22 protein-coding genes are annotated in these 20857 nt (G+C 71.2%); 12 read left to right on the top strand and 10 right to left on the bottom strand.

The annotated features are described in order from the left end of the window. Window positions 1-115 precede the first annotated feature (115 nt). Window positions 116-1075, bottom strand: coding sequence for a hypothetical protein (locus H4281_RS17005; protein ID WP_182891894.1), 960 nt, complete (start codon window positions 1073-1075; stop codon window positions 116-118). A 474-nt stretch (window positions 1076-1549) separates the two neighbouring features. On the opposite strand from H4281_RS17005, the gene H4281_RS45205 reads away from it, so the two are divergent. The 3 genes from H4281_RS45205 to H4281_RS46235 all read left to right on the top strand — a co-directional run bounded on the left by H4281_RS45205 (window position 1550) and on the right by H4281_RS46235 (window position 6164). Next, on the top strand, window positions 1550-1693 hold the full coding sequence (locus H4281_RS45205) for a hypothetical protein (protein WP_220507312.1): 144 nt from the start codon (window positions 1550-1552) through the stop codon (window positions 1691-1693). 62 nt (window positions 1694-1755) lie between these two features. Beyond that, window positions 1756-3918 carry an ATP-binding protein gene (locus tag H4281_RS17000; protein ID WP_220507311.1) on the top strand — a complete coding sequence of 721 codons (2163 nt, stop codon included), beginning with the start codon at window positions 1756-1758 and terminating at the stop codon, window positions 3916-3918. A gap of 650 nt (window positions 3919-4568) precedes the next feature. Further along, window positions 4569-6164 carry an FUSC family protein gene (locus H4281_RS46235; protein ID WP_182891892.1) on the top strand — a complete coding sequence of 532 codons (1596 nt, stop codon included), beginning with the start codon at window positions 4569-4571 and terminating at the stop codon, window positions 6162-6164. A 185-nt stretch (window positions 6165-6349) separates the two neighbouring features. Here H4281_RS46235 and H4281_RS16990 read toward each other — a convergent pair whose 3' ends face one another. The 4 genes from H4281_RS16990 to H4281_RS16975 all read right to left on the bottom strand — a co-directional run bounded on the left by H4281_RS16990 (window position 6350) and on the right by H4281_RS16975 (window position 9776). After that, entirely contained in the window at window positions 6350-6754 is a 405-nt protein-coding gene (locus H4281_RS16990) for a hypothetical protein (RefSeq protein ID WP_182891891.1), read from the bottom strand. Between the two features lie 4 nt (window positions 6755-6758). After that, window positions 6759-8198 carry an MDR family MFS transporter gene (locus H4281_RS16985; RefSeq protein ID WP_182891890.1) on the bottom strand — a complete coding sequence of 480 codons (1440 nt, stop codon included), beginning with the start codon at window positions 8196-8198 and terminating at the stop codon, window positions 6759-6761. After that, window positions 8195-8419: a hypothetical protein gene (locus tag H4281_RS16980; RefSeq protein ID WP_182891889.1), complete on the bottom strand. Its 225-nt coding sequence runs from the start codon at window positions 8417-8419 to the stop codon at window positions 8195-8197. The genes H4281_RS16985 and H4281_RS16980 overlap by 4 nt, the downstream gene beginning before the upstream one ends. A 262-nt stretch (window positions 8420-8681) precedes the next feature. Further along, on the bottom strand, window positions 8682-9776 hold the full coding sequence (locus H4281_RS16975) for a calcium:cation antiporter (protein WP_182891888.1): 1095 nt from the start codon (window positions 9774-9776) through the stop codon (window positions 8682-8684). Between the two features lie 198 nt (window positions 9777-9974). Here H4281_RS16975 and H4281_RS16970 point away from each other — a divergent pair, with 198 nt between their 5' ends. The 4 genes from H4281_RS16970 (at window position 9975) to ctaD (ending at window position 13255) form a co-directional block, all read left to right on the top strand. After that, complete coding sequence (locus H4281_RS16970) at window positions 9975-10739, top strand: acetate uptake transporter family protein (RefSeq protein WP_182891887.1); 765 nt, start codon at window positions 9975-9977, stop codon at window positions 10737-10739. A gap of 24 nt (window positions 10740-10763) precedes the next feature. Next, entirely contained in the window at window positions 10764-11189 is a 426-nt protein-coding gene (locus tag H4281_RS16965; protein WP_182891886.1) for an SPW repeat domain-containing protein, read from the top strand. A gap of 5 nt (window positions 11190-11194) precedes the next feature. Next, complete coding sequence (locus H4281_RS16960) at window positions 11195-11446, top strand: hypothetical protein (protein ID WP_182891885.1); 252 nt, start codon at window positions 11195-11197, stop codon at window positions 11444-11446. Window positions 11447-11548: 102 nt separating this feature from the next. Then, the gene (ctaD, locus tag H4281_RS16955; protein ID WP_182891884.1) at window positions 11549-13255 is read left to right on the top strand and encodes an aa3-type cytochrome oxidase subunit I; all 1707 of its coding nucleotides are present in this window, start codon (window positions 11549-11551) and stop codon (window positions 13253-13255) included. Here the strand turns inward: ctaD and H4281_RS45600 are convergent, their stop codons facing one another. From H4281_RS45600 to H4281_RS16935, 4 genes are all read right to left on the bottom strand, one after another. Continuing rightward, complete coding sequence (locus H4281_RS45600; protein WP_182891883.1) at window positions 13256-14119, bottom strand: TetR/AcrR family transcriptional regulator; 864 nt, start codon at window positions 14117-14119, stop codon at window positions 13256-13258. A gap of 89 nt (window positions 14120-14208) precedes the next feature. Continuing rightward, a complete protein-coding gene (locus tag H4281_RS16945) occupies window positions 14209-14574 on the bottom strand; it encodes an Hsp15 family ribosome-associated heat shock protein (protein ID WP_009076800.1) in 366 nt (121 codons plus the stop codon). Window positions 14575-14581: 7 nt separating this feature from the next. Continuing rightward, window positions 14582-15511, bottom strand: a complete 930-nt coding sequence (locus H4281_RS16940) for a hypothetical protein (protein WP_182891882.1) — start codon at window positions 15509-15511, stop codon at window positions 14582-14584. A gap of 83 nt (window positions 15512-15594) precedes the next feature. Then, the gene (locus H4281_RS16935) at window positions 15595-16422 is read right to left on the bottom strand and encodes a MerR family transcriptional regulator (RefSeq protein ID WP_182891881.1); all 828 of its coding nucleotides are present in this window, start codon (window positions 16420-16422) and stop codon (window positions 15595-15597) included. A 269-nt stretch (window positions 16423-16691) separates the two neighbouring features. On the opposite strand from H4281_RS16935, the gene H4281_RS16930 reads away from it, so the two are divergent. The 4 genes from H4281_RS16930 to H4281_RS45595 all read left to right on the top strand — a co-directional run bounded on the left by H4281_RS16930 (window position 16692) and on the right by H4281_RS45595 (window position 18858). Further along, window positions 16692-17384 (top strand): helix-turn-helix transcriptional regulator, encoded by a 693-nt coding sequence (locus tag H4281_RS16930; RefSeq protein WP_182891880.1) that lies wholly within the window; start codon window positions 16692-16694, stop codon window positions 17382-17384. 64 nt (window positions 17385-17448) lie between these two features. Then, window positions 17449-18033 (top strand): nuclear transport factor 2-like protein, encoded by a 585-nt coding sequence (locus H4281_RS16925; RefSeq protein ID WP_182891879.1) that lies wholly within the window; start codon window positions 17449-17451, stop codon window positions 18031-18033. 71 nt (window positions 18034-18104) lie between these two features. Next, entirely contained in the window at window positions 18105-18620 is a 516-nt protein-coding gene (locus tag H4281_RS16920; RefSeq protein ID WP_246411916.1) for an alpha/beta fold hydrolase, read from the top strand. Further along, window positions 18568-18858 (top strand): alpha/beta fold hydrolase, encoded by a 291-nt coding sequence (locus H4281_RS45595; protein WP_246412043.1) that lies wholly within the window; start codon window positions 18568-18570, stop codon window positions 18856-18858. Before H4281_RS16920 ends, H4281_RS45595 begins: the two co-directional genes overlap by 53 nt. On the opposite strand, the gene H4281_RS16915 is transcribed toward H4281_RS45595, so the two are convergent. Continuing rightward, window positions 18855-19643, bottom strand: a complete 789-nt coding sequence (locus tag H4281_RS16915; RefSeq protein ID WP_182891878.1) for an N-acyl homoserine lactonase family protein — start codon at window positions 19641-19643, stop codon at window positions 18855-18857. The genes H4281_RS45595 and H4281_RS16915 overlap by 4 nt on opposite strands. Before the next feature lie 76 nt (window positions 19644-19719). Between H4281_RS16915 and H4281_RS16910 the strand changes: the two genes are divergently transcribed. Continuing rightward, entirely contained in the window at window positions 19720-20838 is a 1119-nt protein-coding gene (locus H4281_RS16910; protein WP_182891877.1) for an NDMA-dependent alcohol dehydrogenase, read from the top strand. The last annotated feature ends 19 nt before the right edge of the window (window positions 20839-20857 follow it).

Genomic DNA, 20857 nt, shown 5'->3' with positions numbered 1-20857 from the left:
CGCCGGTAGCGCGGCGCGGCGCGGCGGCGATCCCGGTGCGGTCGGAGAAATCCCGATCGGGAAGGGGAATCGCGATGATCACGCACTGACCGGCTCCGGGCCCGGCCGGCGGGGTTCAGCCGGCCGGGCTCCACCGGATGCCGTAGGCGAAACCGGGCGCGAGCCGGTCGAACCGCAGGTGCACCTCGCCCGAGCCGTCCGGGCTCACCACGTCGCCACGTGCGCCCAGATCGCGTGCGTCGTCCTGGAATACGCGGTCCAGCCGCACGATTTCGGTCGGCGGCGCGGCCGGGAAGCGCACGTGAAGATCGAAGCGGTCGACCGGATGCCGCGGCACGCACACGTAGTGCGGATGCCGGAATTCCGCGCGGAACCGCAGCGCGAGGTCGTGGGTTTTCCCGCGTGGCAACGGTTCGGCCAGCTGCAGCGCCAGCCCGACCCGGTCGTTCGACTCCATCGCGCGGCGGACCAGCGTGCCGCCGTGGAAGACGTCGACGTCGAGATCGCTTTCCCGCACCGGCCCGGACGTCGCGGAGGTGGTGGTGAGGGTGAGCGCGAGGTCGAGTTCGGCGATCTCGTCGGCGTCGGCGACGATCCGCCGGAACTCGAACACTTCGGGCCGCTCTTGGTCCAGCGCAAGGGACACGCGCAGCAGTTCGGTGTGCCAGCTGCCCTCGGGCGCGGGTCTCGCGCCGCCCTCGCGCGGGCCGGCGAGCGCGAGGTGCGCGACGTGCTCGATGCCCTCGTCGATGCGCCGCCGGATCGTGCGGTCGTCGCGGTCGAGTTCGCGCGCGGCCCAGTGCACCCGCTCCTGGTAGAACGGCTTGCGCGCCGGCTCGTGCATCGCGAACGCCGCGAGCACGGCGATGCGGAGGTCGTCCGGGAGCGTCTTGGCCAGCGGCTCCAGCACGTGCGCGAGCCGGTCGCGGATCTCGACGTTTTCCGCGTTGTCGGGAATCCCGCACACCTCGCGCAGGACCGGGCCGACCCGAATCCCGAGCGGAGTGGTGAATACGCCGCGCCCCTTCCGGAGAACTTTCAATTCCGCGACCAAGTCCGCCGCGTTCGGTTCCACCCGTTCCTCCCTCGCGTCTCCCCGCCCGCAGCCACTGTTCCGCAATGCGGGCGCCGATGTCCAGCCTTGCCCGGCGGTGGCGCACGGACTGTGACCGGAATGATTTCCCATTCCCGCGTCCGGCTGGCGAGCCCGGGTTTATCCGCGGCGCAAATTCGCTCGGATGGCGCCTTCCGGAAACGGCGGGTGACTGTTCCGGCCGTGCTGCTGGCGAACGGTCAGCTGCCCGGCTTTCGATCTCGTAACCTGTGTGCTCGCCGGATCGGAGCCGGTGTGCGGGCTGGTCCCCGGCTCTCCGGAGCCGGCGGTCTTTCGCCGCGGCCTCAGCGCAATACGACTCCGGCGTTGCCTCCTGTTCCCCGTTCACGCGATTAAGGTGGAAACAGGAAACTCCTTCCCCGATTGCCGCGCGCTCCCGCATTCTCGGGGCAAGCCGCTGTTCAGGCAGGCGGAAATCCTCGGAAGGAGCTTGTCGTGAAGGTCGTCTGTTCGTTTTCTCTGCTGGTGCGCGCCGCGTTGTGGCTCGCCGGGGTGGCTCTCGTGTCCGGACTCGCCCTCGGTCATCCGGGCGGACCGGCTCCGGTCGCGCCGCCGGTGTCGGTGCGGACCGCGCCGTGACGAAACCACGGGCCGGCGTCTGCCGGACCGTCATACTGGGAGCGAGAAGAAGGTGGGGGCGGATGACAGCGCGCGCGACGTTCGGGGCGGAACTGCGGCGGCTGCGCACCTCGGCCGGGCTGTCGCTCACCGAGCTGGCGGCGCGGGTGCATTACAGCAAGGGGTACTTGAGCAAGGTCGAAACCGGCCTCGCTGCCCCGAATTCCGCACTTGCCAGATTGTGTGAATCCGAATTCGGCACTCCTGGAGCCCTTGCCGCACTGGTTCCCGCGGAAACCGGAAAACGCCGGACCCGGCCGGACGTCCGCCCGTCCGGCCTCCCGCCGGTGACCGCCGACTTCGCCGGCCGCGATTCGGAAACCCGGGCCGTACGCGAGATTCTCGAGTCCGACGGCGGCGTCTGCGTCATTTCGGGGATGGGCGGAGCCGGCAAGACGGCGCTCGCCGTGCGGTGCGCGTACCGGCTCGAAGCGTCCTTCGCCGACGGCAGCCTCTTTCTCGATCTCCGCGGCACCTCCGGCGAACCGGTCACGCCCGCCGAAGCGCACGACCGCCTGCTGCGGATCCTGGAGGTGCCCGCCGACCGGATCCCGGCCGATCCGGACGACCGCGCGGCATTGTTCCGGACCTGCCTGCGCGGCCGGAGTTTCCTGCTGGTGCTGGACAACGCGGGCAGCACCGGGCAGGTGCGCCCGCTGCTGCCCGCGGAACCGAAATGCCGGGTCGTGATCACCAGCCGCTCGCGCCTGCCCGCATTGGACGAAGCCGAGCACGTCTCGCTGGGCGTCCTCCCGTCCGCTTCCGCCGCCGCCCTGGTCGCCGCCCTGACCGGGGCGGCCCCCGACGCGGCCCTGCGCATCGCCGACCGCTGCGGCCGCCTCCCGCTGGCGATCCGGATCGCCGCGGCCCGCCTGCGCGCCCATCCCGCGTGGGACGTCGCGGAACTGGAACGCCGCCTCGCCGACGAAACCCGCCGCCTCGGCGAACTCGACGACGGCGAACGAAGCCTGGCCGCCGCCTTTCGATTGTCAGTCCGCCAATTGGAGCAGCCGGAAGCGCGGCTGTTCGGCTTGCTGGCCCTGCACCCCGGCCCGGACTTCGACGTCACCGCCGCGCAAGCACTCGGCTCCCTGGACGAGGTGGCGGCCGAACGCCTGCTGGACCGCCTGCACCAGGCGTACCTGCTCACCCAGCCGGAGCTCGGCCGGTTCGGTTTCCACGACCTGGTAAGGGTTTTCGCCGCCTCCGGCGTGAACGGAGAGGACGCTTTCCGCCGCCTGGCCGATTTCTCGGTCGCGACCGCGGAACGCGCCGACCGGGCGATGAGCGGCCCGCGGTACCGCCCGGAGGTGACCTGTCCGCCCGGGCTGCCGGAGGTGAAATTCCCGGACCAGGAGAGCGCGATCGCCTGGTTCCGCGCGGAATGGCCGAACCTCGTCGCGCTCTGCCGCCGGGCCGGGGAGTCCGAGCGCTGCTGGCAGCTGGCGTTCTTCCTGCGGGGATTCTTCTACCTGACCAAACTGTGGGACCCGTGGATCGCGACGCACCGCTGGGCACGCGCCGCCGCCGAAGCGGTCGGCAACCGCTGGGCCGCCGCGACGACCACCGCGAACCTGGGAATCGCCTACGTCGACCGCGGCGACCTGGACGAGGCTTCCCAGTGCTACCGCCAGGCACTTCGGGAGTACCGGGAAATCGGCGACCGGCACGGCGAAGCGACCGCCCTGGCGCATTCCGCGTGGGCCGAGCACTACCGGGGCAACCACGAACAGGCCTTGCGCGACCTGCGCTCCGCGGCCGACTTCTACGACTTGACCGGCAACCGGCGCAGCGGCGCCATCACGGCACGGGGTGTCGCCTTGGTCCTGACGGCACTGGGACGGCCTGCCGAAGCCGCCCGCCTGGTCGAGGAGACACTGGCGGTGTTCGAGGAACTGGGGCTGGAACTGGACGTCGTGATGGGGTTGAACTGCCTTGGCTGGGCGAGGTTCCGTGCGGGGGACCAGCCGGGTGCGGAGTCGGCGTACCGGGAAGCGGTGACCCGCGCCGAGGCCTGCGGCAGCACGCACGAGGCGGCGCGGGGTTATCTGGGGTTGGGAAATGTCGCTGCGGCGCAAGGAGTTTCGGAGGAGGCCGCTGCGCAGTGGGAACGGGCCGAGGCAGCCCATCCGGACCTGGACCCGGTCACGGTGGGGGAGGCGGCCGCGCGGGCTGAGTTCCGGTGAGGGTTCCTGTCCGGGCGACGGACTGCGGGCTCAACCGGGCCGAGATCGGCACGCCGGTTGAGTTCAGACCCGCCCGGCGGGCGCGTGAACCGCTTGCTGGCCGCCCGCGACGTCTGGGGTTCTGGTCGAGCCTCGATCGTCGACGCATCGGGCGCCATCCGCCGCGGAGCGGTCCACGGGGCGGGCCACGTGACCGGCTGGGGCCTGGCTGCGGACGGCGAGTGTTCCTGAGCCGGGCTGCGCCGGATGGCGGTGGGGTTAGCGCGGACTGCTGCTCAGCTTGAGATTTCCGATCGAAGATCGAGCGTTTCAGCTGTGGAGCGAACTCACGACGGAGTGCGCCGCGGCGGTCGCCGGGACGAGTGCCGGACGGTCCTAGCGGCGCACTTGACGTGGGCTGCGAGTGGAGGTGGCGGCGCGCTCGCGCGGCCGGGAATTGCGCAGGGCCGGCTAGGGGCGCGAGAGCTGGTCATTGCGTGGGCGACCGGCTGGTTGCCTGACTGCCGTGTCCGACGGGCCTGGCAATGCCTCTCAGTTCCCAGGCCAGGCGTTTCGATCACGGAACGAACCCGCGCCGGAGAGTGTGCTCGCGGTCTCTGCCTGGCATAGCCGGGCTTTCGGGGCGGGTGGCGGCGTGTTGGGATGGGCGGATGGGATCGTCGCCCGAGCCGGTTGAGCAGTTGCCTCGCGTGGCGGGGTTCCGGGCGCTGATGTTCGCGTTGCCGCCGGTCGGGCGGAGGTGGTCGGCGGGGTTGCGGGCCGCGGCCGCGGTGGCTGTGCCGGGGATCGCGCTGGTGCTGGCGGGGGCCGCTGCCTCGGCGTTGTTCGTCACGCTCGGGACGTTCGCGGTCTTGTACGGCGAAGGGCGGCCGTACCGGGTTCGGGCGGGCGTCGTGGCTGCTGCCGGCGCCGGATTGCTCGCGGCGGCTGCGTTGGGTGCTGCGGTGGGGTCTGCGGTTCCGCCCGGGCCGGTGTCGGTGCTGGTGGTTTCCGTGGTCGCGGTGCTGGCCACCTACGTCGTCGACGCGTTGCGGCTTGGGCCTCCCGGGCCGTTGTTCTTCGCGCTCGTTTGTGCGGGTGCGCAGGCGGCGGTCGAGGCGGGAGCCCAGCCCTGGGTGGTGCTGGGGTGCGCTGCGGCGGGGGTCGGATCGTCGGTTGTGGTGTCGATGGCCGGGGTGCTGGCCGACCGGGCCAAGCCGGAGCGGACGGCCGTCGAACGGGCAGTGCGGGCCGTCGACGCGTTCGTCTCGGCCGAGCGGAAGACGGCCGAGGCGCGGCACGCGGCGGGTGCCGCGGTGTCCGCGGCATGGACTGCGCTGCACGACGCGGGACATCCGCGCCGGGGCACGCAACCGGACCTGGCGGCGACGTTGCTCGCCGCCCATCGGCGGTTCGCGGACGCGTCGCCGGGGGAGTCCGTCGAACTTCCGCCGGGGAAGCTGCCGTTGCCGCGACCGAGCCTCGGGTACCGGCTGCGGCGGGCGGTCCCGTTGCGTTCGCATGCCGCGTTGACGGCGTTGCGCGTGGGCGCCGGGTGCGTGGCCGCCGGGGAACTGGCGGTGGCAGCCGGGTTCGGACGGCCGCATTGGGCGGTGCTGAGCGCTCTGGTGGTCCTGCAGCAAGGGCTGGACCGGCGGCGGGCGAATGTCCGTGCGCTGCACCGGTTTGTCGGGACCGCGGCCGGGCTCGCGCTGTTCGGAGTGGTGATGATGGTCGCGCCGTCCGGGGTCGTGCTGATCGTGGTCTTGGCGGTGTTGCAGTTCTGCGTGGAGCTGGTGGTGCCGCGGAATTACGCGGTGGCGACGGTCGTCATCACGCCGCTCGCCCTGCTGGCTGCCGGGGTCGCGAGCCTGCCGGGCCCGGTGTGGCCCGCGGTGGCCGACCGTTTCGCGCAGACGGCGATCGGGGTCGTGGTGGCCGTGGCGGTGCAGTACGCGGTGGTGCCGCGGGCGCATCGGAAGACGTTGGACTGGACTGGGTCTCGCGTCCGCGCTGCTGCCCGCGCGGTGCTGGCCGGTGCGCCGGTTCCGCGTGCGGCCGCGCGCCGGGACCTCCAGTTCGAGCTGGAAGGCGCGACCCGGGCAGGGGTGGATTCGGTGCACAACGAGCCCGGCTGGGCCGCTGAGCGCTGGCCCGCCCACGCGGCCCTGGTCCACGACGGTTACGACCTGCTCCAGGCCTGCTGGTCCGCGCCGGACGGCAGGTTGCCGGACGTCGAACGGTGGGAGCGTGCGTTCGGCCGGTGAGACCGGGACGCCTGCCCCGCCGGATGGCGGGCGCTGGCCCGGCTCGGCGCGCTCGGCCGGGTTTCTCCGCGGCTCGCTGGTAGCTCATCCGCCTCGAAACGAGCGGCTCGGAGCTCTGCACTGACGACCGGCGTCCGGTCGCGGCCAGGCCTCGAGCCGCTCGTTTCGAGGAAACCCGGAGCCGGTCATCCAGGACGCAGGGCCGCCTCGATCCCCTCCTGCTCCGTCTCGCCGGGAACGATCGTCAGCGGGCCCGCGACGTGCAGCAACCCGGGATGCCGGACGGTCCAGTTCAGCACCGGCAGCGAGTCCTTCGTGAGGTCGTGTGCGGACGTCACGGTGACCCCGGGCGTCGGGCCGCAGGTCACGAGGTCTGCGGACGGGCCGCGACCGTCGCTGCGGCACAGGGCGGCTCGGCCGTCGGCGGACAGAGCCAGCAGCGCTGGGGCGCCGTCGGCGGTGGCGGCGGGCAGGACGTGGTCGTAGCCTGCCATCCGGCGCATGATCAGCCGGTGGACGCGTCGGCCGCGGATGCTGGTCATCGATGCGGTGAAGGTGCGGGCGACGACATCGAGCCGGTCTGCGTTCACGGGGTCAGGCCTCCTCCGTTCGTTCCGGGCGGGGCGAACGGACGAACCAGGCTCCGATTACCGCGGCCACTCCGATGCAGCCGGCGACGACGAACGCCATGTGCAGGCCGTCGGCATCGGGGCTTACCGCGGCGTGTTCGGCGCTGCTCAGGGTCGCGACGCTGATGAACACCGCGGTGCCCAGTGCGCCGGCGACCTGTTGGAGGGTCGAGAGGATCGCGCTGCCGTGCGAGTAGAGGTGGTCGGGCAGCGCGGCCAGCGATTCGGTCATCAGCGGGGTCATCATCAGGCCCAGGCCGGCCATCAGGACGATGTGGATGCCGATCACCGCGACCAGCGGAGAACCCGGGCCCAGCAACGAGAACAGCCACAGCGAGACCGCCATCGCGAGTGCGCCGGGCAGGACCAGCGGGCGGGCGCCGACCCGGTCGAACAGGGCGCCGACCGGGCGGCCGAGCAGGCCGAGCACCAGACCGCCGGGCAGGACGGCCAGGCCGCTGATGAAGGTCGACTTGTGCAGGACGGTTTGCAGGTACAGCGGCAGCAGGATCGCGCCCGCGCCGATCAGGCACATGAACAGCAGCGCGCTGAGCCCGAGCGCGACTACGAAGCTGCGGTGGGTGAACGGCCGCAGGTCGAGCAGGGCCCGGTCGCGCTGTTGCAGGCGAAGCTGCCGCCAGCCGAACACCGCCAGCGAAACCACGCCGACGACGATCGGCAGCCACGGCGGCACCAGCGCGGTCTCGGCGGATTCGCCCGCGGACGACAGGCCGTACAGAACTCCGCCGAAACCGATGGCGGACAGGACGACCGAGAGGGCGTCGAGCGGGACCGCGCGGGTTTCGCTGTCGATCCGCAGCTGCAGCATCCCGGTGACCAGTGCGGCCAGCGACAGCGGCAGCACGATGAAGAACATCCACCGCCAGCCGAGCGACGACAGCACCGCGCCGCCGATCGTCGGGCCGATCGCGGGCGCGACCGCGATGACGATGCTGATCGTGCCCATCGTCGCGCCGCGGCGCTGGGCGGGCACGAGCCGCATGACGGTGGTCATCAGCAGCGGGATCATCACCGCGGTGCCGCACGCCTGCACGACACGGCCCGCCATCAGCAGGCCGAACCCGGGCGCGACGCCGCACAGCAGCGTGCCGAGGCTGAACGAGGCGAGCGAGAAGACGAACACCTGCCGCGGCGTGAACCGTTCGAGCAGGAACCCCGTCGTCGGGATGACCACCGCCATGGTGAGCAGGAAGCCGCTGGTGAGCCACTGGATCGTGGTGGTCGGGACGGAGAGGTCGACGGTGAGGTCGCGCAGCGCGACGCTCAGGATGGTCTCGTTGAGGATCATCACGAACGCCGACAGCACGAGCACGCTGATCAGCAGCCCGGGCTTGGCGGGCGGGCGCTCCACTGCTTCCGTCGCGGGGGACGAGAGGCCGCTCATGGGCGCACCTCGCCGACGGAGCCGCGGGCGAACCCGGCGGCCGCGAGCCGGGCGGCGACGCCTCGGGCGCTCGCCACGACGACAGGCGCGAGGCCGGCGGCACGAACGGAACGGGCATCGGCCGACGGACGGCCGGGGAACGTGGGGCGGCTGCCGGGAGAAGCTCTGCGCGCGGCTTCACCGGCCGCAGCGGACGGGACGGGGGACTGCTGGATCTTCACCTGGCCAGGATACGGAGCAGCACCGACAAAACCGGCGTCCTTTTCCTCCCGCGCACCGCGGCGACGTCCCGCGAAGATCCGGGGAAAGCGGTGGAAAAGCAGCTCGACCTGCGATCGGACTCAGGTCGCCGGAACGATAAGCGAATCAGGAATCTCGTTCGCGGGCGATCCGCCGGCACCGGGCCGGCCCGCGGATGCCCGCGGCCGGGAGGCGGTCCGAAGATGCTCCATTGTGGAGCGTGCGACCAGACCGCGGGCGAACTCACGGATTCATCGCCAGCACCAGGAATCCCGCCAGCAACACCAGATGCACCCCGCCCTGAAGCCGCGTGGCCCGCCCCGGCACCACCGTCAGCACACTGACCACCACCGTGAGCGCGAGCAGCACGATGTGCGTCGGCCCGAGACCGAGCAGCAGCGGGCCCTTCAGCCACACCGAGGCGAGCGCGATGACCGGAATCGTCAGGCCGATGCTGGCGATCGCCGAGCCGTACGCGAGGTTGAGGCTGATCTGCATCCGGTCGCGCCGTGCCGCACGGACCGCGGCGAGCGTTTCCGGGGCCAGGATCAGCAGGGCGATCACCACGCCCACGAAAGACTGCGGAAGCCCGGCCGCGCGCACGCCGGCTTCGATCGCCGGAGATTCCACCTTCGCCAGTCCGACGACGGTGACCAGGGAGATCAGCAGCAGAACGAGGCTGACCAACGTCTTCTGGGCGCTCGGCGGTTCCGCGTGCTCCTCCTCGCGAGTCTCGCCGTCGTGGTCGACGGGAAGGAAGAAATCGCGGTGACGGACGGTCTGTGTCGCCACGAACGTGGCGTACAGGACCAGCGACGCACCGGCCGCGAAAGCCAGTTGCGGTGCGGAAAACCCGGGACCCGGGGTGCTTGTGGTGAAGGTCGGCAAGACGAGGCTCAGCGTCGCCAGCGTGCCGACGGTCGCCAAGGCCGCGCCGCTTCCTTCGGGGTGGAAACGCGTTTCCCCGTACCGGCGCGCGCCCACGAGAAGCGACAGCCCGACGATGCCGTTAGTGGTGATCATCACCGCGGCGAACACCGTGTCGCGCGCCAGGGTGTCGGCCTTCTCGCCGCCGGAAGCCATCATCGTGACGATCAGCGCGACCTCGATCACGGTCACCGCGACCGCGAGCACCAGCGAGCCGTACGGTTCGCCGACCCGGTGCGCGACGACCTCGGCGTGGTGCACCGCGGCGAGAACCGTGCCCGCCAGCGCGATCGCCACCAGCGCGACCGGCACCGGACCGAGCGTGCGACCCCAGGTGAGCGCCAGCAGGACCAGGGCGATCAACGGCAGCAAAGTGGTCCAGGACAACAGATAACCGCGGACGCTCGCCATGCGCACACCCTGGCATATCGGACCCCTGGTCGCCTGGCATCCCGTCCGCGCGGGGGAGTGTCGCGTCCGAAATGGACACTGCCCGTCGCCCGGCTGGGGACGAAATTCACTCGTTCGGCGTAGCAGATGCAGGGTTCCGCAGGTCGACGGCGGGGTACGCGCGGCGGGCAGGGGTGGTCGGCTGGGAAGGAGCCGGAGATGACCCGTGAGATGCAGATGCCCGGCCGCGCGGTGCCGGCGGGCGGCGACGGCGCGGAATACTCGTTCTGGCGCGAGCACACGCACATCAATCTGAGTCCGGTGGCCGCACCGTCGATCCTGGGGCTCGCCGGGTTCGCGGTGTCGACGTTCATGGTGGCGGCCAACATGGCGGGCTGGTTCGGCGACAGCACGACGACGCCGCTGTTGCTGGCCCCGTTCGCGTTCGCTTTCGGCGGCGTCGCGCAGTTCCTCGCCGGGATGTGGTCGTACCGGGCCCGCGACGCGCTCGCCACGGTCGTGCACGGGGCGTGGGGCGCGTTCTGGATCGGCTACGGCGTTTACCAGTTGTTCGTCGGTCTCGGCGGGCTGCCTTCGACGACGGCGAGCCCGGTCGCGGCGGCCGCGATCGGCTTCTGGTTCGTCGGGCTCGCGGCGATCACCTGGACCGGCGCGCTCGCCGCGCTGGCGGAAAGCCTCGTGCTCTGCGCGCTGCTCGCGGTTCTCGCCGCCGGGGCGACGCTGCTGGCGATCGGCCTGATCGGCGACGTCGGCGTCGTGCGCACGATCGCCGCGTACTTCCTGCTCGCGTCCGCGGTGCTGGCCTGGTACGCGTGCAGCGCGATGGTCCTCGAAGCGGCGCATCACCGCGTGGTCCTGCCGATGGGCCTGCGCGCTCCGCGGCCCGCCCGGACCGCGTCGGTGCCGTTGCACCAGGCGATCCAGTTCGATCACGGCGAACCGGGAATCAAGGCCGGGCAGTAGCCCCGGCGAGGAGGTGACCACGGAATGAAGATGAGCGTGGCGCTCACCGCGTTGACGCCGCAGGACCGGAAACTGCGGGAAAGCAGGCTGCCGCTCACCGCCGAGTTCCTGGCCGGGGCCTGGCTGGTGTTCGCGGCGTTCGCGTACAGCTACTCGTTCACGCTGTCCGCGACGGCCGGCTTCTGGAACAGCCTGGCGTGCGGGATCGCCGTGGCAGCGGTCGCTCTGGTCCGGTTCGGCCTGCCGGAACGCGCGCGCTGGCTGGGACTGGTCAACGTCGCGATCGGGTTCTGGCTCATCGCCGCGCCCTTCGCGTTCGGCTACCCGGTCGACGGCCACCGCGACGCGATCCGCACGAATTCGCTGATCGTCGGCGTGCTGCTGGCGATTTTCTCGGTGATCTCGGTGACCGTCGCCTACCGCAGGCACAGCGGCGAGTTCCGGGAGTAAAGAAAATGTACTGGCCGGTGCTGGCGGTGCTCGCGATCGGCGTGCTCGCCTTGGGCAGCGCGGGACTGCGTGCGCGCAAGGCGACGCCGCCGGCCCGGAAAGAGGCGCTCGCCGGGGCTTGGCTGGTGGCCGCGTCGGGCGTGGTGTGGTGGGCGTCCGCGCCGGCCGCCGGGGCGGTGTTGCTGGTGATCGGCGCGGCCGTGGTGTTCGGTGCGGCGCTGACGAACGGACAGTTGCCGCACCGCCGGGGCAGCTGACAAAGCCGGGGTTTGCCGCGGGCCGGGGCCGGTTACCCGGCCCGGGTGAGGCCGGGCCGCCGCGGGCTGCCCGGCGATCGTCGGGTGCGCGGGAGGTCGGTCATGACACAGCTGAAGCCCCGGCCAGTGGTGATCGCCGCCGCGCCGCACCGGGGCAGGAAAGGCTCGGTGCTGCTGGGCATCCTGCGCACCACCGACCACAAGCAGATCGGGCTGCTCTACCTCGGCACTTCGTTCGCGTTTTTCCTGGTCGGCGGCGCGATGGCGTTGCTGATGCGCGGCGAACTGGCCCAGCCGGGGCTGCAATTCCTGTCGCAGGAGCAGTACAACCAGCTGTTCACCATGCACGGCACGATCATGCTGCTGCTGTACGCGACGCCGAATGTGTTCGGATTCGCCAATTTCGTGCTGCCGCTGCAGATCGGCTCTCCGGATGTCGCGTTTCCGCGATTGAACGCGTTTTCCTACTGGTTGTACCTTTTCGGCGGATTGATCGTGCTGAGCGCGTTCCTCACGCCCGCCGGGGCGCCGGACTTCGGCTGGACCGCCTACACGCCGTTGTCGGACGCCGTGCACAGTCCCGGCGTCGGCGGCGATCTGTGGATCATGGGCCTCATCGTGTCCGGTCTGGGAACGATTCTCGGCGCGGTCAACATGACGACGACGATCCTGTGCCTGCGGGCGCCGGGAATGACGATGTTCCGGATGCCGCTGTTCACCTGGAACATCTTTTTCACCGCGATTCTCGTGCTGATCGCGTTCCCGATCCTCACCGCCGCGCTGTTCGCGCTGGAGGCGGACCGAAGGCTCGGCGCGCACGTTTTCGATCCCGCGAACGGCGGGGCGATCCTCTGGCAGCATCTGTTCTGGTTCTTCGGCCATCCCGAGGTGTACATCGTCGCGCTGCCGTATTTCGGGATCGTCACCGAGATCATTCCGGTGTTCAGCCGGAAACCGCTCTACGGCTACCGGCTGATGGTGTTCGCGACGGTCGGCATCACCGGGCTTTCCGCGACGGTGTGGGCGCACCACATGTTCGCCACCGGTGCGGTGCTGCTGCCGTTCTTCTCGATCATGACGTTCCTGATCGCGGTGCCGACCGGGCTGAAGTTCTTCAACTGGATCGGCACCATGTGGAAGGGGACGCTGTCGTTCGAATCGCCGATGCTGTGGTCGGTCGGATTCCTCGTCACGTTCCTGCTCGGCGGGCTGACCGGGGTGCTGCTGGCCGCGCCCGCACTGGACTTCCACATCACCGACACCTATTTCGTGGTCGCGCACTTCCACTACGTGCTGTTCGGCACGATCGTGTTCGCCACGTTCGCCGGGATCTACTTCTGGTTCCCGAAGATGACCGGCCGGATGCTCGACGAACCGCTCGCCAAATGGCACTTCTGGACCACGTTCATCGGGTTCCACACGACGTTCCTCGTGCAGCACTGGCTCGGCGCGGAAGGAATGCCGCGGCGATACGCGGACTACCTTCGCAGCGACGGTTTCACGGTGCTGAACACGATTTCGACCATCGGCGCGTTCATTCTCGGCGCTTCGGTGCTGCCCTTCATCTGGAACGTGGTGAAGAGCTACCGCTACGGCGAGAAGGTCAACGTGGACGACCCGTGGGGCTTCGGCAATTCGCTGGAATGGGCCACGTCGAGCCCGCCGCCGCGGCACAATTTCACCGAACTGCCGCGGATCCGGTCCGAACGGCCCGCTTTCGAACTGCACTATCCGGACGCGGTGGAGCGGATGCGGGAGGAGCAGCACATCCATTGGGGGCGGCGGGACAAGGCGAAATCGGACGCCTGATCAGGGCTGGAATCCCTTGACCATGGCCCGCAGCCCGGCGGCGAACCACCGGTCGTAGTACTCGGCGGCGGCGGGGTCGGCGGGCGCCTCCGGCGGCGACCCGACCTGGGCGAGCGCGTGGCCAAGGGTGTAGACGCCGAGGGACTGCACCGCGATCAGCGCGTCCTCCCGGGCGATGCCGTCCGCGGCGAACCGGTCGAGCACGCCCGCGAGCAGCGGCGCGACCGCTTCGACGTCGACCGGGTGGGTGGCCAGCAGCGGGACCGCGTTCGGATGGCTCAGCAGCATGGCTCGGTACGCCTCGGCGAACCCGGTCGCCGCCTCCGGCCAGGACTCCCGCGGTTCGAGGTCGGCGAGCGCGGTGGCCACCAGGCGGTTGACGACCGCGGCGAGCACGGCGTCGCGGTGCGGGACGTGGCGGTACAACGACATCGCCGCGACCCCGAGGCGGGAGCCGAGCGCCCGCATGGTCAGGGCGTCGAGGCCGTCGTCGTCGATGAGGCCGATCGCCGCCGCGACGATCTGGTCGGCGCCGACCTGCGGCGGGCGACCCGGCCGGCGGCGGGGCGTGTCGTTCATGCGCTCAGCGTGGCAGCCAGCGTCGTGCCGGACATGGCCAGGGCGAGCAGGCCGACGACCAAGGCGCTGCACGCACAACGCCGGCGCCGCGATCGACGACCACGGCCGGTGCGGCGCCACGCCCGCGGCGATGAGCAGCGGGAACGGGTAGTTGATCGCGGCGGCGAGCAGTCGCGGGCGGAGATTGCCCGGCGCGAGATCGTTGAGCGGGTGCGTCGGCACCCATTCGGTCAGGACGAGCCAGGCCAGCCACAGGATCGGGACGGCGACGGCGATCGGGGGCACGGCGGTCTCCGCTGCTTATGCGTACATCGTAAGCTTACAAGGTACGCAAACGAGCCCGCAGGGAAGCGCCGATCCGGTGTCCCGCGGGGTCAGCCCTGCTGGCGGCGGAATTCGTCCAGCACCCGGCGTTCCCGTTTCGTCGGACGGCCCGCGCCGCGCTCGCGGCGGGCGACCGGGATCGCCGCTTCCGGCGGCGGCTTCGGGGTGCGGTCGATGAGACAGGTGGCCGCGACGGCCGCGCCGACCCGTTTCTGGATCACCTGCACGACCTCGACTACGCGGGTCGTCGTCCCGATCCGGGCCCGGACCTCGTCGCCGGGCACGACCGAGGTCGCCGGTTTCGCCGGGCGGTCGTTCACGCGCACGTGCCCGCCGCGGCAGGCGGCCGCGGCGTCGGCGCGCGTCTTGGTCAGCCGGACCGCCCAGAGCCAGCGGTCGATCCGCGTCGATTCCATGGGTTCATCATGGCGCGTCCCACTGCCAGCGCAGGCCGAGGATCCCCGGAGTGACCGCCGCCGACACGACGTGCGCGGGAAGGCCCTCGGTGATCGGCAGTTCGGCGACGGTCGTCTCCGGCCCGGCGGGGGAGTCGAGGCGGTAGGCGTGGCAGGCCCGCGGTTCGAAGCCGGGCGCGAAGTGCAGTTCGAGCACGTGCTCGTGCACGGCGTTGCGGAACCGGCGTTCGTAGGACCAGTCCGGGCGGTCGTCGGTGAACTCGAATTCGTACTCGGCGATCGCGGTTTCGCCCCGGTCCAGCCCGCGGCCGAGGACGAGTTCGGCCACCGTGAATCCTTCCTCGGCGAGGGTTTCCGTGCGCCCGGGCGAGCAGTAGCGGGTGCGCACGAGCCGCGGCGGGCAGCCGGGGCCGACGCCGTGCGCGGTGACCAGCCGGATGTGCGTGTCGTCCTCGGTCGCGCGGAGGACCTCGCGCACTTCCAGCCGGTGCAGCCGCCGGTCCGGGCCGACGTGCACGGCCTCGTGGAGGCTCACGACGACCAGCGACGTCCGGTACGCCGTTTCGAACGAGTTCAGCACCCGCAGCACGGCGTTCCGGCGTCCCCACAACCGTTCCCAGCGCACGACCGGGACCGGCGGCGGTTCCGGATCGCGCTCGATCAGCCCGGTCAGCGAGCCCGGCGGCAGGTCGAGCACGCCCTCGAGAATCCGCACCGCGACGCGCGAACGGGCGCGGGCGGGCACGGTGCGGCCGGTCCGCCAGTAGCTGAGGGTGGTGGTGCTGACCGCCGCGCCCGCCGCGGCGAGCCGGTCGCGGAGCCGGTCGAGGCCGAGCCCGCTGCGGTCGATGGCCAGGGTCAGGGCACGGCTGAACGGCCCGTCCGCCAGCGCGTCGGCGAGCCGGTCCGGCTGGGTGCCGGGACCTGTCGAGAACACCTGCGTCCTCCTCGGGTCGTCCCCACCCATTCGCCTCCGGAACGGGCGGCGGCGCAACCCGTCGAAGGTCGGGTCTTGGCCGGTCAGCGCGGCTGCTCGACGAAGGGCTCGCGCAGTTCGACGACCCATTCGCTCTCGTCGCCGGAAGTGTGCAGGTAGACCTCGCAGGGGAAGCCGTCCGCGCGGAAACCGTGCTCGTCGGTCCACCGGGCGAGTTCCTGGTAGCCGGCGAGGATTCCGCTCGCCGGGCCGCGGTGCACGAGCGTCGCGGTGCGGGCGGCGGGCAGTTCGGCGACCTCGAGGCCGTTCGGCGCGGTGACGGTGCCGGACACCGGGAGCGCGGCGTGCACGACGACCGGATCGTCTTCGCCGGCGGGCTTTTCGTAGTAACAGACGAGCGGTCCGGCCGGGGTGGCGTCGGAGCCTTCGAGCCGTTGGCCGAGTTCCGCGCACAGCGGGCGCAGGACCGGGCTGATCGCGTCGGGGGAGAAGCTCTCGACGGTCGCGGTGAGCCGCACGACAGGGGTCGCGGGGAGATCCTTGACGATGATTTCGGTGTCCGGCATGGCGTGCTCGCTTTCCAGCGTGCGGAGTCTCGCCTCGACCTCGGCCAGCCGGAGCCGGTCGGCGGCGACCCGTTCGGCCAGTTCCGCCCGGCGCAGCGTCAGCATGCCGCGGACTTGCTCGGGCGTGATCTGCTCGTCCAGCAGCGCGGCGACCTCGCTGAGCCCGAAGCCGAGATCCTTCAGCGCGACGATCCGGTTCAGCGCGGCCAGCTGCCCGGCGGTGTAGCGCCGGTAGCCGGTGCACGGGTCGACCTCGGCGGGGCGGAGCAGGCCGAGCGCGTCGTAGTGGCGCAGCATGCGGACCGAAACCCGGCCGTGGCGGGCGAATTCTCCGATGGTGAACATGACCTCTCCAGCACACGCTCTGACACGGTGTGAGAGTCAAGCGTCCCCGCCGGACCGGGAACGGGCCGGCCCCCTGCGCCGACCCGCCCCGGCGGCCCCCTCGTCCCCCGACGAACGAGGGGACCTCGCCGGTCCGCCGCCCTCCACAGGACGGACCGGCGCCGGTCGCGGCTCCCGCGAACGGAACAGCGGAGAGCCGCCTTCGTGACGGCGGTCGCCCGCAAAGCCACCCGATCGGGTGAGGATTCGCAGGTCCGTAGGCTGGCCGGGTGAATCGCACGGACCGGCTGTACGCCCTTGTCGAGGAGCTCCGGGCGGTCGCGCCGCGCACCCGGACCGCGGCGTGGCTCGCGTCCCGGTTCGAGGTCAGCGTGCGCACGGTCGAGCGCGACCTCGGCGCGTTGCGCCAGGCAGGCGTGCCGATCTGGACCGAAACCGGCCGGACCGGCGGCTACGGCCTCGACCGCGAACGGACCCTGCCGCCGCTCACGCTCACGCCGGAGGAAGCCATCGCGATCACCGTCGCGTTGCGTTCGGCCGCCGGTTCGCCCTTCGCGGGCGCGGCGGAGTCGGCGGCGCGCAAGGTGCTCGCGCGGCTGCCGTCCGACGTCCGCGACGCCGAACAGCACCTCGCCGCGCGGCTGCACCGGGTCGGCCAGCCCGAACCGCCCGCTGTCCGCAGCGGACTGATCCTGACCGCTCTCGCCGCGCGGCGCGTCCTCCGGTTGTCGTATGTGGACGCCAAAGGCCAGGAGACGGAACGCGATGTCGAGCCGCTGGGCCTGTTGTGGGGTCCGGCGGGCTGGTACGTGCTCGGCTGGTGCCGCCTGCGCGACGCGGTCCGCGGCTTTCTGCTGGACCGGATCCGCGCCCTCGCGCTCACCGGCGACCGCGTCGAGCGCCGCGAGGTCGACCTCGACGCCGAACTCGCGCGGATCTCCGCCCGTCCGCTCGGGGAGTGACCTGCGCCACGCGGCGGGAAAACACCGACAGGACGGTGTCGCCGAGGGCCGCGATGGTTCTCGCATGGCAAACGACCTGACTCCCGAAGAAATCCCCGCCCTCTGGTGTCGCATGTGGAACGAGGACGCCTCGCTCGCGCACCGGCTGCTCACTGCCGACGGCCGCCAGTGGTCCGGCACCAAACCCGGCCTCGACCCGCTGGTCGGCCCGGCGGACGCCGAGGCGTTCATCGCGAAGTACCAGCGCGACGTCGGAAACGTGTTCGTCCCGCGCACTTTCGTCGTCGACGGAACCGACCGGCTCGCCTTCACCTGGGACGTCACCCGGCGCGACGGCGTGGTCATCACCGGTGCCGACCTGTTCGTGCTGACCGGCGGAAAAGTCTCGCGGAACTGGACGATCCCGTCGCCGGACGGCCGGTCGGCGCTGCCCGACGGCCCGGGCGAAGGCGGCTTGGACCGCGAGGAGCTGCGGGTGCTGGCCAAGGACGCGCACCCGTGGCACGGCGAGCTGGTGCTCGACCCGGGGCGCCAGACCATGGCCGGGACCTGGTCGGACGGCTCGCGCGGAGGGATCGCGGTCATGGTCGCGATCGACGGCCGGATCGACCGGGAGTGGGTGGTGCCGGGGACGCGGCCGCTTCCGTGACGGTTCCGGAAAACCGGTGAGATCCGGTTCCGCGCGTGCGATCATGGGGTCCGGCCGGCAGGAAGGACCCCATGATCGCACCGCCCGTCCACCGGTTCCGCGCTCGCGACGGACTCGAACCGGCCTACCGCGAACTGGGCGAGGGCACACCGGTCGTACTGCTGCACGGGTTCACCTCGTCCGGGGAAGCGTGGCTGCGCAGCGGGCTGGCCGAGCAGCTCGCCGAACGCGGGTTTCGCGTGCTGCTGCCGGATTTCCGCGGGCACGGCGCGAGTCCGCAGCCGGACGATCCGGCCCGCTGCCCGCCGGATGTGCTCGTCGACGACGGGCTCGCGCTCGTCGAGCGACTCGGTCTGACCGGGTACGCGCTGGGCGGGTACTCGCTCGGCGCGCGAGTCGCGCTCCGCATGGTCGTGCGCGGTGCGCGGCCTGCCCGGATTCTCCTTGGCGGACAAGGGCTCGCCGCGATGCAGCGGGGCGGTGCGGGCGGGCCGCTGCACCGGGTGCTCACGGCGTTGATCGAAGGCCGGGCAGTTGGAACCGTCCGACGCCGGGACCGCGCACTGGATCCGCCGCCTCGGCGCTGATCCGCGCGCGTTGATGCACGTCCTGAATTCGGTCGTGCCGACGGAGCAGCTCACCGCGCTGACGATCCCGGCGCTCGTCGCGGTCGGCAGCGAGGACACCGGGCACGCCGACGCCGAACCGCTCGCGCGGCTGCTGAACGCGGAGTTCGCCCCGGTGCCCGGCGATCATTACGGTGCCTCGGCCGCGCCGGAATTCACTGCCGCGGCCGTGCGGTTTTTCCTTGCCGGAAGACGCTAGCCGAGGATCTGCTTCCCGCCGGCGCGGTGCGTCCGCCAGTCTTCCGGGTCGTGGTTCACCCACACCGTCACGTCCGGCCGGGCGGCCAGCAGCTTCAGCTTGCGCAGCGAATCGAGCGCCCGCACCGAATCCACGTCCACCGGGATTCCGGTGGTCTGGCTGATGTTGCGCCGCACGTGCGCGGCGTCGCCGCTGAGCACGAGGGTCCGGCCGTCCTGGCGCAGCTGCAGCCCGAGCGACCCGGGGGTGTGGCCGGGCAGCGAGAGGAGAGTGACGCTGCCGTCGCCGAACAGGTCGTGGTCGTAGCCCGCGGGCAGTTCGTTCCAGCTGATTTTCGCGGCGGCTTCGAGATCCTGATCGCGGAAGAACCCCGCCAGGTGCGCCGCGGGCTGCTGGGCGTACCGCAGTTCGCCGGCGCCGGCGAAGCCTTGTGCGTGCGGGAAGTGCGACAGTCCGCCGGTGTGGTCGAAGTGGGCGTGGGAAAGCACCACGTGCCGGACGTCTTCGGTGCGGAAGCCCAGTTCCCCGATCTGCCGGTCCAGCCGGAACTCCTCGGGGAACACCGCCTGGAACGCCTCGGCCAGCGGGCCGTAGACCGCACCCGGGTCGCCCGCCGCCTCGGGCGCGAGGCCGGCGTCGAAGAGCATCAGGCCGAGGTCGTGCTCGACGAGGAACGCGGGCAGCGGCATGACGACCGGGGCGTCGCCGCCTCCGGTGAGCACGAAACTCTCGTCGGCGGTCATCGTCGGCGCGTCGAGCGCCCACGCCCTGCGGATTCCGGTCATTCCGCTTCCTCGCTCTCTCCGTTACAGTGCTGTTTTATATATTAAGTTTAATCTATCGAACGAAGGAGTTCGACGCATGCGCACGCGGGGAGCAGTCGTCCGGCAGGCGCCCGGGCGGCTCGAGGTGGTCGATCTCGAGGTCGGCGATCCGTACGAGGACGAGGTCCAGGTCGAGCTCGTCGCGTCCGGCCTGTGCCATTCCGACGACCACCACGTGACCGGCGACATCCCGGTCGGCGGCTATCCGTTCGCGCTCGGGCACGAGGGCGCGGGCGTGGTGACCAAGGTCCGCCCGAACAGCAAGGGCATCGAGGAGGGCGACCACGTCATTTTCTCCGCGATCCCCTCGTGCGGGCACTGCCGCTGGTGCGCCACCGGGCACGCCAGCCTGTGCGACCTGGCCGCGGGCATCCTCGCCGGTCCGCGGTTCACCGACGGCACCTACCGGCTGCACACTCCCGACGGCACGCCGGTCGGCCAGATGTGCGGCATCTCGACCTTCGTCGAAACCACGACGGTTTCGCTCGCCTCGGTGGTGAAGATCGGCAAGGACATTCCGCTGGACAAGGCGTGCCTGGTCGGCTGCGGGGTCAGCACCGGCTGGGGTTCCGCGGTGCACTCGGCGGGGATCGAGCCGGGCGACACGGTGATCGTGATGGGCATCGGCGGAATCGGCGTGAGCGCTGTGCAGGGTGCGGTGCACGCGGGCGCATCGCAGGTGATCGCGGTGGATCCGGTGCCGTTCAAGCGGGAGCAGGCCGCGGTGTTCGGCGCGACGCACGCGGTCGCGTCGATCGAGGAAGCAACGGAGCTGGCGAAGCAGTTCACCAACGGCCAAGGCGCGGCCGCGACGATCGTGACGGTCGGCGTGATGCGGCCGGAGTACCTGCGGCAGGCGCTGTCTTCGGTGCGCAAGGCGGGCACCGTCGTGACGACCGCGGTCGGCAAGCACGAAGTGAGCGAGGTGCCGCTCGACCTGTTCGAGCTGACGCTTTCCCAGAAGCGCGTGCAGGGCACCTGTTTCGGGGCCACGAACGGGAACTGGGACGTGCTGAACCTGCTCCAGCTCTACCGCGACGGCCGGCTCAAACTCGACGAGATGGTCACTCGCGCCTATTCGCTCGAGGACATCGCGCAAGGCTACGACGACCTGCACGAGGGCAAGAACATCCGCGGCATCGTGCGGTACCGGTGAGCCGCGCGGAACCCGGCCG

This window comes from Amycolatopsis dendrobii, assembly GCF_014145675.1.
GTDB classification, from domain to species: domain Bacteria; phylum Actinomycetota; class Actinomycetes; order Mycobacteriales; family Pseudonocardiaceae; genus Amycolatopsis; species Amycolatopsis dendrobii.
The sequence above is the reverse complement of the archived record's forward strand: the minus strand, read 5'-3'. Positions and strand labels throughout refer to the sequence as shown.

What these genes read in the sequence shown, in the direction of transcription:
- H4281_RS16935 (WP_182891881.1), bottom strand. Translation starts at nt 16,422, where the DNA reads ATGTTCACCATCGGAGAATTCGCCCGCCACGGCCGGGTTTCGGTCCGC.
- H4281_RS16960 (WP_182891885.1), top strand. Translation starts at nt 11,195, where the DNA reads ATGTACTGGCCGGTGCTGGCGGTGCTCGCGATCGGCGTGCTCGCCTTG.
- H4281_RS16945 (WP_009076800.1), bottom strand. Translation starts at nt 14,574, where the DNA reads ATGGAATCGACGCGGATCGACCGCTGGCTCTGGGCGGTCCGGCTGACC.
- H4281_RS16970 (WP_182891887.1), top strand. Translation starts at nt 9,975, where the DNA reads ATGACCCGTGAGATGCAGATGCCCGGCCGCGCGGTGCCGGCGGGCGGC.
- H4281_RS16975 (WP_182891888.1), bottom strand. Translation starts at nt 9,776, where the DNA reads ATGGCGAGCGTCCGCGGTTATCTGTTGTCCTGGACCACTTTGCTGCCG.
- H4281_RS16965 (WP_182891886.1), top strand. Translation starts at nt 10,764, where the DNA reads ATGAAGATGAGCGTGGCGCTCACCGCGTTGACGCCGCAGGACCGGAAA.
- H4281_RS16915 (WP_182891878.1), bottom strand. Translation starts at nt 19,643, where the DNA reads ATGACCGGAATCCGCAGGGCGTGGGCGCTCGACGCGCCGACGATGACC.
- H4281_RS16920 (WP_246411916.1), top strand. Translation starts at nt 18,105, where the DNA reads ATGATCGCACCGCCCGTCCACCGGTTCCGCGCTCGCGACGGACTCGAA.
- H4281_RS16985 (WP_182891890.1), bottom strand. Translation starts at nt 8,198, where the DNA reads ATGAGCGGCCTCTCGTCCCCCGCGACGGAAGCAGTGGAGCGCCCGCCC.
- ctaD (WP_182891884.1), top strand. Translation starts at nt 11,549, where the DNA reads ATGACACAGCTGAAGCCCCGGCCAGTGGTGATCGCCGCCGCGCCGCAC.
- H4281_RS16925 (WP_182891879.1), top strand. Translation starts at nt 17,449, where the DNA reads ATGGCAAACGACCTGACTCCCGAAGAAATCCCCGCCCTCTGGTGTCGC.
- H4281_RS46235 (WP_182891892.1), top strand. Translation starts at nt 4,569, where the DNA reads ATGGGATCGTCGCCCGAGCCGGTTGAGCAGTTGCCTCGCGTGGCGGGG.
- H4281_RS16910 (WP_182891877.1), top strand. Translation starts at nt 19,720, where the DNA reads ATGCGCACGCGGGGAGCAGTCGTCCGGCAGGCGCCCGGGCGGCTCGAG.
- H4281_RS17000 (WP_220507311.1), top strand. Translation starts at nt 1,756, where the DNA reads ATGACAGCGCGCGCGACGTTCGGGGCGGAACTGCGGCGGCTGCGCACC.